Annotated in this window: 19 protein-coding genes; 5 read left to right on the top strand and 14 right to left on the bottom strand. The window is 54.8% G+C overall.

Annotation, left to right across the window (positions count from 1 at the left end; all coding sequences use genetic code 11):
* The 7 genes from AC3Y5R_RS20045 to AC3Y5R_RS20015 form a co-directional block, all read right to left on the bottom strand.
* Positions 1–280: ogr/Delta-like zinc finger family protein (locus AC3Y5R_RS20045; protein WP_489922784.1), on the bottom strand; the 280-nt coding region annotated here is incomplete at its 3' end.
* Positions 277–969 carry a hypothetical protein gene (locus AC3Y5R_RS20040; RefSeq protein WP_489922783.1) on the bottom strand — a complete coding sequence of 231 codons (693 nt, stop codon included), beginning with the start codon at positions 967–969 and terminating at the stop codon, positions 277–279. The genes AC3Y5R_RS20040 and AC3Y5R_RS20045, both read right to left, overlap by 4 nt.
* Before the next feature lie 387 nt (positions 970–1,356).
* Positions 1,357–4,020, bottom strand: coding sequence for a DUF927 domain-containing protein (locus AC3Y5R_RS20035; protein ID WP_489922782.1), 2,664 nt, complete (start codon positions 4,018–4,020; stop codon positions 1,357–1,359).
* 9 nt (positions 4,021–4,029) lie between these two features.
* Positions 4,030–4,407, bottom strand: a complete 378-nt coding sequence (locus tag AC3Y5R_RS20030) for a DUF5375 family protein (protein WP_489922781.1) — start codon at positions 4,405–4,407, stop codon at positions 4,030–4,032.
* The gene (locus AC3Y5R_RS20025; protein ID WP_489922780.1) at positions 4,404–4,682 is read right to left on the bottom strand and encodes a hypothetical protein; all 279 of its coding nucleotides are present in this window, start codon (positions 4,680–4,682) and stop codon (positions 4,404–4,406) included. Before AC3Y5R_RS20025 ends, AC3Y5R_RS20030 begins: the two co-directional genes overlap by 4 nt.
* Positions 4,683–4,713: 31 nt before the next feature.
* On the bottom strand, positions 4,714–5,070 hold the full coding sequence (locus AC3Y5R_RS20020) for a hypothetical protein (RefSeq protein WP_489922779.1): 357 nt from the start codon (positions 5,068–5,070) through the stop codon (positions 4,714–4,716).
* Positions 5,063–5,242 carry a host cell division inhibitor Icd-like protein gene (locus AC3Y5R_RS20015; RefSeq protein ID WP_489922778.1) on the bottom strand — a complete coding sequence of 60 codons (180 nt, stop codon included), beginning with the start codon at positions 5,240–5,242 and terminating at the stop codon, positions 5,063–5,065. Before AC3Y5R_RS20015 ends, AC3Y5R_RS20020 begins: the two co-directional genes overlap by 8 nt.
* Before the next feature lie 136 nt (positions 5,243–5,378).
* Between AC3Y5R_RS20015 and AC3Y5R_RS20010 the strand changes: the two genes are divergently transcribed.
* The gene (locus AC3Y5R_RS20010; RefSeq protein WP_105630452.1) at positions 5,379–5,567 is read left to right on the top strand and encodes a toxin-antitoxin system HicB family antitoxin; all 189 of its coding nucleotides are present in this window, start codon (positions 5,379–5,381) and stop codon (positions 5,565–5,567) included.
* 31 nt (positions 5,568–5,598) lie between these two features.
* Here the strand turns inward: AC3Y5R_RS20010 and AC3Y5R_RS20005 are convergent, their stop codons facing one another.
* The 4 genes from AC3Y5R_RS20005 to AC3Y5R_RS19990 form a co-directional block, all read right to left on the bottom strand.
* A complete protein-coding gene (locus AC3Y5R_RS20005; protein WP_489922777.1) occupies positions 5,599–5,805 on the bottom strand; it encodes a helix-turn-helix transcriptional regulator in 207 nt (68 codons plus the stop codon).
* 382 nt (positions 5,806–6,187) lie between these two features.
* The gene (locus tag AC3Y5R_RS20000) at positions 6,188–6,898 is read right to left on the bottom strand and encodes a hypothetical protein (protein WP_489922776.1); all 711 of its coding nucleotides are present in this window, start codon (positions 6,896–6,898) and stop codon (positions 6,188–6,190) included.
* Complete coding sequence (locus tag AC3Y5R_RS19995) at positions 6,898–8,118, bottom strand: tyrosine-type recombinase/integrase (protein ID WP_489922775.1); 1,221 nt, start codon at positions 8,116–8,118, stop codon at positions 6,898–6,900. Before AC3Y5R_RS19995 ends, AC3Y5R_RS20000 begins: the two co-directional genes overlap by 1 nt.
* A 169-nt stretch (positions 8,119–8,287) precedes the next feature.
* Positions 8,288–9,151, bottom strand: coding sequence for a YicC/YloC family endoribonuclease (locus tag AC3Y5R_RS19990; protein WP_158782293.1), 864 nt, complete (start codon positions 9,149–9,151; stop codon positions 8,288–8,290).
* Positions 9,152–9,349: 198 nt separating this feature from the next.
* On the opposite strand from AC3Y5R_RS19990, the gene AC3Y5R_RS19985 reads away from it, so the two are divergent.
* The 3 genes from AC3Y5R_RS19985 (at position 9,350) to pyrE (ending at position 11,021) form a co-directional block, all read left to right on the top strand.
* Complete coding sequence (locus AC3Y5R_RS19985; RefSeq protein WP_489922788.1) at positions 9,350–9,487, top strand: hypothetical protein; 138 nt, start codon at positions 9,350–9,352, stop codon at positions 9,485–9,487.
* A gap of 121 nt (positions 9,488–9,608) precedes the next feature.
* Positions 9,609–10,325, top strand: coding sequence for a ribonuclease PH (gene rph / locus AC3Y5R_RS19980; RefSeq protein ID WP_489922774.1), 717 nt, complete (start codon positions 9,609–9,611; stop codon positions 10,323–10,325).
* A 54-nt stretch (positions 10,326–10,379) separates the two neighbouring features.
* The gene (pyrE, locus tag AC3Y5R_RS19975; protein WP_489922773.1) at positions 10,380–11,021 is read left to right on the top strand and encodes an orotate phosphoribosyltransferase; all 642 of its coding nucleotides are present in this window, start codon (positions 10,380–10,382) and stop codon (positions 11,019–11,021) included.
* Positions 11,022–11,064: 43 nt separating this feature from the next.
* On the opposite strand, the gene slmA is transcribed toward pyrE, so the two are convergent.
* The 3 genes from slmA to coaBC all read right to left on the bottom strand — a co-directional run bounded on the left by slmA (position 11,065) and on the right by coaBC (position 13,430).
* Positions 11,065–11,661 (bottom strand): nucleoid occlusion factor SlmA, encoded by a 597-nt coding sequence (slmA, locus tag AC3Y5R_RS19970; protein WP_158782290.1) that lies wholly within the window; start codon positions 11,659–11,661, stop codon positions 11,065–11,067.
* A gap of 118 nt (positions 11,662–11,779) precedes the next feature.
* Entirely contained in the window at positions 11,780–12,238 is a 459-nt protein-coding gene (gene dut, locus AC3Y5R_RS19965; RefSeq protein WP_489922772.1) for a dUTP diphosphatase, read from the bottom strand.
* Positions 12,216–13,430, bottom strand: a complete 1,215-nt coding sequence (gene coaBC, locus AC3Y5R_RS19960) for a bifunctional phosphopantothenoylcysteine decarboxylase/phosphopantothenate--cysteine ligase CoaBC (RefSeq protein WP_489922771.1) — start codon at positions 13,428–13,430, stop codon at positions 12,216–12,218. The genes dut and coaBC overlap by 23 nt, the downstream gene beginning before the upstream one ends.
* A gap of 195 nt (positions 13,431–13,625) precedes the next feature.
* Between coaBC and radC the strand changes: the two genes are divergently transcribed.
* On the top strand, positions 13,626–14,297 hold the full coding sequence (gene radC, locus AC3Y5R_RS19955; protein WP_489922770.1) for a RadC family protein: 672 nt from the start codon (positions 13,626–13,628) through the stop codon (positions 14,295–14,297).
* Positions 14,298–14,443 lie beyond the last annotated feature (146 nt).

Raw genomic sequence — 14,443 nt, 5'->3', positions numbered from 1 at the left:
GTTTCTGGCTAACCACTGACAGGGGTGGGTCAGTTTTACTTTGGCAGGGTGGGTCACTATTTGAATGGTATTGACACCTCACCGAAGGTGGTGGAGCCTCTACAGATACCCGTTCCGGCTCGGGCGGCGGGGTGATGACCTTCACAATATTCTCATGGGTCTTGAAGGTGCTGGAGCATTCCAGGTTCGTGCACTGATGATAAGACTCCTTCACCTGTTCGGACAGGTAGCGGCTGGTTTTCACATGCGATGTGTGGCGGCAGAACGGACAGCGCATCATGCTTTTTTCTCCTTCAGTTTAGTCCTCAGCATGTGAACGCTGGCCGGGCTGTTGTAAAGGGCCATATCCACGCCGGTGAGTGCCGGGCGATGCAGCCCGATTTGCGACAGTACCGGCTCGGCTTCCATATCCAGCTGCGCTGAGGCGGCTTTCTTCGTCAGGATTTCACCCGTCAGGCGGGCCAGCACGGTGACAGGCTCTTCGTGGTTCGGGTTGGTATCGCGTTCACTGTCACTGAGCGTCAGCGCCATCAGCTTGAGCCTGATGGCCCGCAGCAGCGTCGGGCTGAGATTGCGCATGGCGGAGTCCCACTGGCTTTCCGCGTATTCCGTAAAGGCGGTGTTGTGTGCGTGGACGTAGCTGCGGCCGGTGCTGACGGCCTTAATCATTTCCCACTGCCTTTCGGTCTCCAGCTCCTCAATCAGCGCGGTGAACTCTCCGGCCAGCTCGCGGCTGGCAATGCGCTGGCTGTGCTCGGCGCGCATCTCCGGCGTGATTGCCCCGCGCAGCTCACGAAAACGGGTGCGCCAGCTGCTTTCCGCTTCCTGTCCGTTCTCAACCGCCGCCTGACGCTCTTTTTCACTGCGGGCAATGGCGCTGCTGATACCGTTGATTTTCTGCATCTGTTCACCGTGCGCGGCCTTTGCCTGGCTGAAGCGATGAACTGAAGAATTAATGATGTCGCTCATTCCGATCCTCTCTCTGTAAAGGTTATGGACATTCTGCTGTCTCTCACAAAACAATGCATTTCATCGCTGTCCGTTCCCCGCTCACAGGACAAACCTTTTAAGGGAACCGGCCCGCCAGGAAAAAGCCTCAGCATGCCGTTTCAGGACTGTCTCTGTTTATCTGAGTGGGTAACAGGTGTTACACGGGTTACATCATTGAAATAACGTAATTTTTAAAATCTTGGGCGGTGTAACACGGCGGGTTGCAGCGGGTAACAGGCAGGGGTGAGGGTGTTACACCTGTTACCTTTTTATCAGGGTAAGGTGTAACAGCCCCGGCTCACTGCTGACGCGGTTGTTACACCTGTTACCTCTGTTACCCTTTATAAGTAAGATTCACGCACCGTATTAACCCGGCACCTCGCTGTTAAAGACGTACAGCCTGCGCACGTTCATCTCTGGCGGGCGTATGCTGGTCTGTAGCTTCCCGTCGTTGGCCGCAAGCAGATAGCCCTTATCCGCGCACAGCCTCGCCACCTTACGCGGGTCAAAACCCCGGCAGATTTCCTTCCAGCCCGATGGCATCACGTAGAAGGTGGTCACCGCCTCCCGGTTCTGTGCCGTGTTGCCCCTGTCCACCCTGCGCCAGCCCACCATGTTGCCGGGGCGGTTGCGCTCGTCGTGCCAGTCGGCAAAGCGGCTGTACTGATTGGCGGTGAAGAAGGTGCGCACCTGCTCCAGCGCGGCCATGTCTTCCTGGTTGGCCGTGTGGCCCCGGTCATTGAGCCAGGCCCTCATGCAAATCCGCGTGGCGCGCAGCGCTTCCCCTTCCGGCCAGCCGGTGATACCGAGCCGCGTTGCCAGCTCCCCGGCCATTGCCACCAGGGCAAAACGGTTTATTGCCCGCCCCACCTGATTACCCGCATCCTGTGGCGTCAGCGCGGCGGTGTACTCCTTCATCAGCGCCTTTGCCTGCGCCGTCAGCCCGTTAAGGTCGCCGGTCAGCGCCTTCAGCCACTCGCGGAACGGCGAGCCGTAGTAGTTGCCTGTTGCCCACTCCAGATGTTCGGCCAGCGCCTTTCCGCTCTCAAAGCCGTGCAGTTCTTCAAACACGCCGAACTTACCGGAGTCGCTGGGTATCTGTATCATCCTCACCTCCATCCCGGCGAAGGTACGCTCTCCGGCCTTTGCCGCGTGTTCGGTCAGCGACAGCTCACCGGTGGAGAAGAACAGCAGCCGCCACTGCTTGCGGGTGCGCAGCTCGCCGTCCGTTCCCGCCCGGCCCTTGCCCTGGCCGTTTGCCAGCATGTAGGCAATGTTGCCCGCCTCGCGCCCGTCCACCTCGCGGATTTCATCGAGCATCATCGGCGCATCATTGCGGCGGCTGGCCGAACCTTCCAGCGCGTTGCCGGTGGCCCGCCATGTCTGCCAGTAGTCCGGGCCGCCGCATACCGAGGTGGCCGCCTTCATGGTGGTGGTCTTGCCGTCGGTGGACTCGCCCTTGAGGTGATAGCCGCCGCCGTCCATGCCAATCAGGCGCAGTAGTGGGGCAGCAAAGGCCAGGCTGACCGCAAACGCCACGCGGGAATTGCCGGTGCAGTAGCGCCCGACGTGCTCCCGCCACTCTTCCGTCGTGCCTGCCACCCGAAAGTCACGCCCCTGTACGGAGGTGGTCTGGAGAATGACGCCCTCCGCATCCTCGCCGGTGACCTCATCCTGCAGGACGTAAACCTGCCCGTGCCAGCCGGTGCGGCTGACGCAGGTGACGCGCCGCTCAGGCTTGCAAAGCGAGATGTACTCCATCAGCCGGGCGCGGGCCTCGCCGGTGGTGCTGATGTACGACAGGCCGTTGACCAGCAGCACCCGGCGCAGCTCCTCGCCGCTGCCGCTCAGCATTTCCATCGGCATCGCCCATTTGCGGCGCTCGCCCCAGGTGTCCTCCCACTCCAGCAGGCGGCCAAAGTTGCCGCCGTCGGCGTCGCAGGTGATGGCCGTCACCCGCAGCGGGTTGCAGATTTTGACGTTCTGGATTTCCGTCTCGCCGTTGCGCTGTACCTGCTTTTCATACCAGAGATACTCCTGCGTCAGCCGGAACCCCTGCGGCAGCAGCGTGCGGCCCTCACCGCACAGCACCAGACCGTTACGGAAGGCTTCACGGGCGCGGGTCACGCCGTGCTGGCGGTGGTAGTCGTTCCAGTCGGCGCGGATTTCGCCCGGCGGCAGCGTCACCCAGCCACCGACGGCTTTAGCAGCGCGATCTGCAAACGTCTTTCCGGCGTTCTCCTCTCCGTCGTGAAAATCGTTATCACCGGCAAGGATGATTTTCACCTCCGGCCAGCGCGCCCGCAGCGCCTTCGCCACGTTCGGCAGATTACCCGCCGAGACGGCGGCCACCACGTAACCGGCGGTCAGCTGGCTGACGGTCAGCGCCGTGGCCCAGCCCTCGGTAATCACCACCTGCACCGGCGGCTCTGAGGGCAGCGGGGCCAGCGTGATAAATGCTCCCTTCATGGTGCTGCCCGGCAGCAGGCTTTTTTCACCGCCGGGCGCTATCAGCTGCGCGCCGTTTACCGAGCCGTCAGTCGTCGTCAGCGGCAGCAGCAGGGAGCCTGCAGGGAACGCCGTGTTGCTGATGCGCTGCGCCTTGCCGGTCAGCGTGGCGGGATAGCTGGTGAACCCCTTCACGCCGAGGTAGGCACTTTCGCCGGTGCGGCTCTCTACCAGCAGTGCAGCCACCGTGGCGGCCATATCACGCTTCGGGGCTTTTTCTCTGGCTGGCGTTACCGGCATGTCCTGCACGTCGCGTAAATCCAGCACCTGCGCCACCGACTGCGCGGCCTTCTTCACTCCGTTGCCCGTGACCTGCTTAACCAGGTCGAGGCCGTCACCGCTGCCGCAGTGGCTGCAAATCCACGTACCGCGCCCTTCAAGGTCATCAAAACGAAAACGGTCATCGCCGCCGCAGTGCGGACACGGGCCGTGCCTGCCGTTGTCCGGAACGGTAATGCCCAGCAGCGGCAGGATGACCGGCCAGCGGCCCCGCGCGGCGGAGGCAATCTGTGTGACTGTCATAGCGCCCCCTTAATGGTCATACAGTGAAATGCCGGTATCGCAGAAATCATCAAACGCCGCCGGAAGCGTGCGGTACAGGGTCGTCATCACGTCATTACCGCGTGGCGTCAGTACCGGCGGGGCGGTCAGCAGCCCCGGCTCCACCATGTCGCTCATCAGCGCCAGTGCCGCAGCTGCGCCCTGCGCCTCGCCGTACTCGTTCACCATTGCGCTTTCAACATGCAGGGCAATCGCCATTTCAATGCGCTCCACCGACAGCCTGTGAGGCCCGAAGTTTTCGCTGCCGGTATCGGCCAGTACTTTTGCCCGCCATGCTGACGCAATGGCGCGACGGTACAGGGCGGTGGTCAGCTCCGCCGGAAAGACCGAGACGTTTGGCTGGCTCATACATGCGCCTCCGTCAGCGGGGTGCAGTGCCGCGTCACCTCTTTCAGGTCGGCATACAGGTAGTCCATCAGCGCGGCCACGCCCGGCACGTTGCCACCGAACGGCAGGCCGTCGTTTTGAGGGTGTTGCGCAAAGAGCTGTTGCAGCAGGTCGCAGGCATCTTTAGCCCTCTCGAGCTTCTCGAATGCGTCTTCCGGCAGGCCGTAAGCGGCAAAATGGCGGTTTAACGGCAAGGGGTGGCCCTGAGCAGCATGCTGCCCGTTAAAAGTATTCATGGATAACTCCGTTACTGGATTCGGTTACGGCTTACAGGAAGCGTGAGTAGTGGTCGGCGTCCGGCTCCGGGCGTGGGCTGGTAACCCTATCCCGGTAATGCACAAACGTCACGGATGGATGCAGGCTCAGGGGGGCGGAACCGCCTTCACCGCCGGTTGTAGCTGCCCGCTGACGGGGAGCCGCAGCGATACGCTGATAGTGCGCCTCAAACCACGCCAGCGGGCCGGAGGTAAGCTGGCCGTCGCTGTCATAGCGATACAGCACCTCATGGCTGAATTCCGGGTTAGCGGCCGCCACGCTGAAGGGGGCCGCCGTCAGGCGGATAATGCTGACCGTCCAGCCCTGTTCATGCTGCCAGCGTTCGCCGGGTTGCGGATACTCACGCATAATGATCTCCCAGGCAGGGCAGGCGGCCTGCAAAGAGCAAAATATAATCCGCTGCCAGACGACGGCGGGCGCTGCGCTCATCATTTGCCGTAACCCGCAGCATTACCAGGCGGCAGTTGGACTGCGCACGGTTGATTGCAGCAAAGATCCAGGTACACTTTGATGTAGCCATGTATGTGACTCCCAAGTTCATTTATGGTCAGGCTTTGTGAGGTATTGCGAGTACCTTGCAGAGCCGCTTGTTTTCAAGTGCTTTGTTGTATAAGGTACGTACCTTATGGTGTTCATTAAAGTAGAAGGTACGTACAATGTCAAGGGCTAAAGATCGCACTCCTAAAACCGGTGGTAAATCGCCGACCTTCCAGATCCGCATTAATCCTGAACTGAGAGAGCAACTCGATCTTGAAGCAGCCAAAGACCAAACCACTCTAGGCAACTGGTTCAAAGAGGTTGCAAGACAGGAACTTAAGCGTCGTGGCATTGAACCTAAAGGATGATGTTTCGGGGTGACTTGTCGCCGCACATTTATCAATGCGAACGCTGCTGGCCTATCCATTCTTTAACCTCCTCAGCGCGCCAGGCAGTAATACGAGCGGAAATTTTTATTGGCTTTGGAAATGAGCCAGACGCGACCCGCCTCCATAGAGTTGCTGATGAAAACGGCAGGCAATGCATCAACTGCTTTTGCCTGACAAATCCTGTTTCTGGAATACTGCCGTAGGGTGTGATATTCAAAGCAGGCTCTCCTATCTCATTGATTAAAAATGGTATGTGGTGAGACTAATCGAGATGTGGTGAGGTATTCCACTGAAAATGGAATTCCATCAATAAATTTAAAATTCCACTAAAAAAATACCATTCCATCAAAGTGCAGCCTGTGGCTATGTGAGGTGAAAGAAGTATTATTAATCTTGTTAATTATTTGATTTTTATAAAGTATTTTTTTCTTTCTTGACCGGTATGTCCCTTTATATATCTACAGGTTCAATACTAATGGCTAATGTTGGCAATTGAATGGTAATTAAAAGTAACGCGATGGCATAGTTTGGCCTATTGTTGCATATTCCGATCACAGGCAGAGCGCCCGAGCATATTCGTGCCGGGCACAATACCAGTGTTATTCGTCGTAAAGTGAGGAAAGCGAAGTTCGTAACTTGTCGTAAAAAGAAGATTTACCTATCCCTTTTTTGCTTATGCCATTAGATTCGGCATAGTCGTTCAACAAATTATGTAGAGACTCAATGCTGGGTGAACCAGCTTTGTTGATCCATTTTGTAGATCCGCTGGCTGATTTTTCCATTGCAAGATTGATCGCAAGCAACCCTATAATTTTATGTAAAGATGCATTTTCTTCATTTTTTTTATGCTCGCCACGCCTATCTTGTGCATTTTCTTTTGCGATCATAACGGCTTTTTCGCCGCCACAATAAGTAATAACCGCTTCTCCATATTTTTTGTACATCTGAGATAAAGATAGAATGCACTTTTCAGCTAAAATATTGGGAGTTACGTCTTTTTCGATAAGGTTAATGCTGGATGCAAAGAGAATGTTTGCTTCTATAGGACAATTAGTTGCAATAGGTTTTGGGTAAAATAACTCAAGTTCTTTTTTCTTTCCATTTGCTTTCAGGAAAGCATATAGGTTTCTGTTAACCCGGATAAGATAGTCAGAGTAAGCGCTGACTATGCTGGCCTTATCTTCTGGCAAATCATCAGTTTTTGTATGCGGATCAACATTAGCTAAAGCCCTTGCTAGCTCCTTTATTTCAATCTGGGGGTAATAGGTCAGCCTGTCAATGGCGCTACCCTTTGAGAAACTAAAATGCATTATACTGCCGCCTCTATTCCAGCCAGAAAATCAGCCATTTTATTTAGCGCTGATTTCCTTTCATTAAAGTAATTATGTCGGTTATAGATGCCTTCAACACCTTTGATACGATGGTTAAGGCAACGCTCGGCCACCACTGGGTCTATACCCAAAAGGGCCAGGTGCGTTCTGGCGGTTCGCCTGAAGTCGTGGATAGTAAATCCTTCAACTCCTTCCATATGCGGTTTAAGCTTTGCCAGTGCCACGGGAAGGGTACTTTCTGCAATATGAGGTATCATCCTGTTCTGCATTTTTCTTGCTGGCAGAACCCATTCACTGCCTAAAGAAAGTTGCTTCAGTTCCTTCAGCCAAGTCAAAGATAAATCAGGAAGAGGAATATCCAGATTATCGCCGTTTTTAGTATTTTTTAAATACCAAACACCTTCTGCAAGGTTGAAATCTTCCCATTTAGCTGAGCACAGTTCCATTTTCCTACAGCAAAGAAGTAAAAGTAACTTAAAAGTTATCTCATTCTGTCGGCTAAACCCTTTAGCCATTTTCATCGCACGGAAAAGTAATTCAATTTCTTCTTCTGAGAGAAAACGATCTCTTGATTTCTCTTGGCCGCCTGCATCATTATTATCAAAAGCTGCCGCCGGATTAACGCCCAAATACTGACGCTTTATACCATAGTTAAATATTCGCTTTATCCAACGTAATACGTCATTAGCGATAGTTGGCGCACCACGCTGGACAATGCTCTGCAACATCATATCAATGTCCCCAGGCTTAACGTCTTCTACCTTAATGCCGCCTATATGAGGGTTAATGTCTTTTTCAATGCGTCTGCGAAGAATGTCGGGATGCTTCCATCGTCCAACAATTTGCTTTTCGTAGTACTCAAGCGCCAGGTCAGAAACGCGGCGAGCGTTCTTCTCTTTCTCGATTTTGGCGAGGGTAGAGGCTTTACGCTCCTGCTTCTCTCCGGCGACGTCATAGCCTAAAGCTACTCTTGCAGATAGCTCTCTGGCTCTTTCACGCGCTTTTGCTAAGGACAGATCACCATACGAACCGATCCACATCGCACGCGCCTTGCCTCCAAAGCTGTAGCGAAAGCGCCATTTTGGTATTGAGAACTCTTTGCGGTAGCAAAGATACAATCCGTTTCCGTCAGAGCGTCCCTCGAAGCGTTCCTGAGACCTTAGCCAGGCTTTTATCTGTATATCTGATAGCTTTCCCATTCTTCCTGCTTGTACCAAAACGATAGCGGTTAAAAATGTACTTGGTACTCCTGATGGTACAGCAAAGGCGGGAGATTTGGCGAGAACTGATGGTACTTAGTGAGACAATAAAACCCGTAACATACGGGTTTTATTAGTGTTATGACATTATATGAAATCTGGTGAGATATTACTCAATATTCTGAATCTGCTCGCGCATCTGCTCAATCAGTACCTTCAGCTCGATGGCGGAAGTGGTGACTTCAGAATTAATCGATTTCGAGGCCAGGGTGTTCGACTCGCGGTTGAACTCCTGCATCATAAAGTCGAGTCGACGGCCAACGGCCTCTTTCTTCTTCAGGATGTTGTAAGTCTCTTTCACGTGCGCTTCCAGACGGTCCAGCTCTTCCGCCACGTCCACGCGCTGCGCCAGCATGATCAGCTCCTGCTCAACGCGGTTGCTGTCCAGCTGCACCTGCGCTTCTTCCAGCCTGGTGACCAGACGTTCACGCTGCCATTTAAGCACATCCGGCATCTGCGCACGCACTTTGGTGACTTCAGTGCTGACGCCTTCCAGACGCTGCTCGATCAGTGACTTCAGTGCCGCACCTTCAGTTTCCCGCGAGGTGATAAAGTCATCTAGCGCGCTATCCAATGCTCGCAGCAGTTCGGCGGAAATGGCATCCAGATCCTGCTCTTCTGCTGACATCACGCCAGGCCAACGCAGGATATCGACCGGGTTTATTTCCCCCTCGTCGCTCTGCATTTTCACCCAGTTTGCCGCCTGAACCAGCTGGATTGCCAGCTTCTCATTCAGCACCAGCGCGCTCTGCGCTCGCGGGTCGGCGTCAAAGCGCAGGTTGCATTCGATTTTGCCGCGCGTCAGGCGGTTACGAATTCGTTCACGGATCACCGGCTCCAGGCCACGGAATTGCTCAGGCAGACGGATGTAGGTTTCTAAATAGCGTTGGTTGACGGAACGAAGCTCCCAGGCTGCGCTGCCCCATTCGCCTTTGGTTTCGCGCCGGGCGTAGGCGGTCATACTGCGGATCATTATGCGTACCCGTTTTCAGAGAAAGATGAGGGGATTATAGCGGTGCAGGCGATGGCTTAACAGGCGTCAGGGCAAACTCTGGCAAATCGGCTGGCGTATCTGGTGTTTTAAAGCCGGATGATTAAGATGTGCAAAGCCGTTCTGGCCACTGCCAGGCGAAATGATGACAGTGAAAGCAGACTGAAAAAAAGGAAGCTGATGAAAAATACCCCACTGATTGCCGCTCTGTCTGTAGTGACGCAGGTCGCTTTACTGCCCGATCTGCTTCCTTTACTTGGACTGGCCGTGGTAGTGATGGGGATCGGACTGAAAAGCTACCGTAAAACTCTGGACTGAGACTACCGGCTGACGCCGGATGCTATAAGAATCACCGCAACCGACAGGCGGTCATAGGCATCCGGCGGTGAAATCCGTATAATGCGCAGCCAATACTGTTTTTACCAGCCGGAGATAAACCATGCGTCCAGCAGGCCGTAGCGCACAACAGGTGCGTCCCGTCACACTAACCCGCCACTACACCAAACATGCTGAAGGTTCAGTCCTGGTTGAATTCGGTGATACCAAAGTGCTGTGCACCGCCACCATTGAAGAGGGCGTGCCACGTTTCCTGAAAGGTCAGGGGCAGGGTTGGGTCACCGCTGAATACGGCATGTTGCCACGTGCTACCCATAGCCGTAACGCGCGTGAAGCCGCCAAAGGCAAGCAGGGTGGTCGTACGCTGGAGATCCAACGCCTGATTGCCCGTTCGCTACGTGCCGCGCTGGATTTGAAAGCGCTGGGTGAGTTTACCATCACGCTCGACTGCGATGTGCTGCAGGCGGATGGCGGTACCCGAACCGCTTCCATCACCGGAGCCTGTGTGGCGCTGGCCGATGCGCTGAACCGTCTGGTGTCTGTCGGCAAGCTGAAGACTAATCCAATGAAGGGCATGGTTGCCGCGATTTCCGTTGGTATCGTTAACGGCGAAGCACTGTGTGACCTGGAATATGTGGAAGACTCCGCTGCAGAAACTGACATGAACGTGGTGATGACGGAAGATGGCCGCATGATTGAAGTTCAGGGCACGGCAGAGGGTGAACCCTTCAGCCATGATGAACTGCTGAAGTTGCTGGCGTTGGCGCGGGGCGGGATTGAGTCGCTGATTCAGGCGCAGAAAGCGGCATTACAGAACTGATTGTTAAGGCGACCCGAGAGTCGCCTTTTTTTATAATTAAACGAGGAAGAAGACATGAAAGCCTGGCAGCGCCAATTTATCGAATTCGCCATCAACAAGCAGGTGCTGAAATTTGGTGAGTTCACGCTGAAATCAGGGCGCAAAAGCCCTTATTTCTTCAACGCGGGTCTGTTTAACTCTGGTCGCGATCTGGCGCTCCTCGGGCGTTTTTACGCTCAGGCGCTGGTTGATTCCGGCATTGATTTCGACCTGGTGTTTGGTCCGGCTTACAAGGGTATCCCGATTGCCACTACCACCGCAGTTGCGCTGGCCGATCATCATGACCGCGACGTGCCTTATTGCTTTAACCGTAAAGAAGCGAAAGACCATGGCGAAGGTGGTTTGCTGGTAGGCAGCCCGCTGCAGGGCCGCATCATGCTGGTGGACGATGTGATCACTGCCGGAACGGCTATCCGTGAATCAATGGAAATCATCGCTGCTAACAAGGCAACGCTGGCAGGCGTACTGATCTCTCTCGATCGTCAGGAGCGCGGACGTGGTAAGCAGTCTGCAATTCAGGAAGTGGAGCGGGATTACGGCTGCAAGGTGATTTCGATTATCACCCTGAACGAGCTGATTGCTTATCTGGAAGAGAAGCCCGAACTGGCAGACCATCTGGCCTCTGTTCGTGCTTACCGCAAAGAGTACGGTATCTGATGTGCTGCGGGCCAGTTTTCACTGGCCCGCTTTCATTGTGCTGTCAGACCAGCTGGGTGGCCAGTAATGGCCAGCGGGTGTCGAAATCCACCGTTGGACGATAGCGGAAACCAGAACGAACAAAGCGGGACAGCATCCCTTCACAAAACGCCAGCAGCTGGCTTGCCAGCAGCGTTTCATCTGTCCTGAAGCCCTCCCCGTCACGCATTTTCTGCTCGCGCAGCACCTGACGAAGTTGAACCTCAATACGTTCAAACAGCTGATTAATCCGTCCCTGCAAGCGATCCTGCTCAAACATCAGCGCATGACCGGTCAGAATTCGCGTTAAACCTGGATTACGCTCACCAAAGCCCAGGATTAACTGGATGATCAGACGAAGACGCGGCAGGGTCTCTTTCTCGTCTTTCAAAATCAGATTGATGCGCGTAATCAGGCTGTCTTCAATAAACTCGATCAGGCTGTCAAACATCCGGGTTTTGCTGGGAAAGTGCCGGTAAAGTGCCGCTTCCGAGACCCCAACGTTTGCCGCCAGCTTGGCGGTGGTGATCCGCTGGCTGCCATCGCTGGATTCCAGCATCTGTGCCAGAGCCTGCAATATTTCCTCGCGACGGTTCCTTTTCGCACTCTTTTTTTCTGCCATGTCCTGAAAGACCCCTGAAATATCACCTTGAACGGGCAATTGCCCACGCAACGTCCGTGAGCGAAATACTCACGGCGGAAATAGGAATTGGTAAATCGTCCCGGAGGGAGGCCGATTGCTACTGACGGCCTGAGTGACCGAAGCCACCTTCACCGCGATCGCTGGTGTCGAAATCGTTCACCAGATTAAATTCGGCCTGCACTACCGGCACAAAAACCATCTGGGCGATGCGCTCGCCGGGTTCAATGATGAACGCAGTCTGGCCGCGGTTCCAGACGGAAACCATCAGCTGTCCCTGATAGTCGGAATCAATCAAGCCCACCAGGTTGCCCAGAACCACGCCGTGCTTATGCCCCAGACCAGAGCGGGGAAGGATCACTGCTGCCAGCTGCGGGTCGCCGATGTGGATAGCCAGACCTGTTGGCACCAGTGTGGTGACGCCCGGTGCCAGATCGATGGCTTCATCGAGGCAGGCGCGCAGGTCAAGACCCGCAGAACCTGAAGTAGCGTAGGTGGGCAGAGGCAATTCTTTGCCTACGCGCGGGTCTAAAATCTTAACGTCGATTTTTTTCATCATAACGGCTGACTATCTCGTCTGTTAACTGTTGGCCAAGGAGTGACTTATCGCTGAGCGGTAAGACCTTCTCTCCCCCCTGCCAAAAAAGATGCAGGGCATTGCTGTCACTGTTGAAGCCTTGCCCGGCTTTCGAAACATCGTTGGCGCAGATCAAATCCAGATTCTTTCGCACCCTTTTTTGTTGGGCGTATTCTTCCACATTCTGGGTTTCTGCCGCAAATCCCACCACGTAGGGTCGGCTCTCCTGCATCGCTGCTACGTTGGCCACGATGTCGGGGTTTTTTACCATCCGCAGGGTAATTTCATCACCCTGTTTTTTAATTTTTTCCGCAGAAACTTCCGCAGCGCGATAATCAGCAACGGCTGCGGTGCCGATAAATATGTGCTGACGATGCGCATCAGCCATCACTGCCTGCTGCATTTCTGCCGCGGTGATGACATCTATACGCTTGACCCAGGCAGGGGTTGGTAGCGCCACAGGACCGGCAATCAGCGTCACATTCGCGCCCCGTTTTGCCGCCGCCGCCGCAATGGCGAAGCCCATCTTACCTGAGCTGTGGTTGGTAATGAACCGTACCGGATCAAGCGCTTCGCGGGTTGGACCGGTGGTAATCATAATGTTGAGATGTTTCAGGTCGTTGACGGGGGAAGCCCAGCTGACCGCCTCATCCACGATCGCCAAAGGATCCAGCATCCGGCCCGGGCCGACATCGCCGCAGGCCTGGCTGCCGCTGTCAGGCCCCCAGATCATCACGGTGCGCTCTGCCAGTACCTGCAGATTGTGCTGAGTGGCAGACGCACGATACATCTGCTGGTTCATTGCCGGAACCACAGCAATGGGGGCCGGTGTGGCAAGGCAAATAGTGGTCACCAGATCGTTAGCCATCCCCGCAGTGACGCGGGCAATCAGGTCTGCAGTGGCCGGGGCGAGGATCACCAGATCGGCCCATTTGCCCAGCTCAATATGCCCCATTGCCGCTTCAGCAGCCGGATCCAGAAGGTCATCAGACACCGGATAACCAGATACGGCCTGCAGGCTCAGAGGAGTGATAAAAGCTTTTGCGGCTTCGGTCATGACCACCCGTACTTCAGCCCCTCGGTCGCGCAGGCGTCTGACCAGCTCAGGCGCTTTATAAGCTGCAATACCGCCGCTTACGCCTAAAACAATGTGTTTACCGGTTAATCCTGTCATGCTGCTATCCGCCCCGTAGAATCAGACTGACGCACATACTGGCGTCACAATTCCGCTATTTTACCACATTCCCGCCTCTCCACCTTTTAGCACAATGTTGCCTTTGCGATGCCGATCGGGAAGCTGACCAAAACAGATGGAAAACTACTGTATATAATGCCATGATTTTCGGGGGTGGAAAAGGAGTGCAAACATATGGAAGAACAATGGCTGACAATCCCGCCACGAGAAAAGCTGCTGCAAAAAGGGGCGAGGGTACTGACGGACGAGGAGTTGCTGGCGATATTTTTACGCACGGGAGCGAAAGGTGTGCACGTGATGACGCTGGCCGCACAGCTGATCGAGCAATTTGGTTCGTTGTATCAACTGATGACAGCGGGCGAAACCGCGTTTAAACATATCAAAGGAATGGGGGTTGCCAAATACGCGCAGCTGAATGCCATCGCGGAGCTGGGGCGACGCTTCTTTACCTGCAACGAGGTGCTGGAGCATCAGTGTGTGGAGAGTGTTGCGGATATGCTCAGTTTTTTAAGAAGCACGCTGGCGCATCGGGAGAGGGAGATCTTTATGGTGGTTTTCCTCGATAACCAGCACCAGATGCTTCACCACTGTGAGATGTTTGCTGGAACAATCAACAGCGTGGAAGTTCACCCGCGTGAAATTGTGCGTGAAGCGTTGAAGCATAATGCCGCTGCGCTAATCCTGGCGCATAATCATCCTTCCGGGCTTTCCCGGCCCAGCAAAGCAGATAAAGAGATCACCAGACAAATTATCGCGGCCTGCCAGCTGATGAAAATCCGCGTACTCGACCATCTGGTGATCGGACATGGCGAATATGTTTCGTTTGCCGAGCGGGGATGGCTCTGAAGGCGTAATTGTCTGACCGCAAGCCGGTTTCCGCTAAAACACGGGGCGTTTTACTGTTCAAATGGAGCAATTTTGCACGATCCAAAGGGATCTTTATCTGTTCGGGACTTGAGCACCAGCGGCGCAGGGCGTATACTACGCCACCT

Source organism: Erwinia sp. 009765445 (assembly GCF_058137865.1).
The sequence above is the reverse complement of the archived record's forward strand: the minus strand, read 5'-3'. Positions and strand labels throughout refer to the sequence as shown.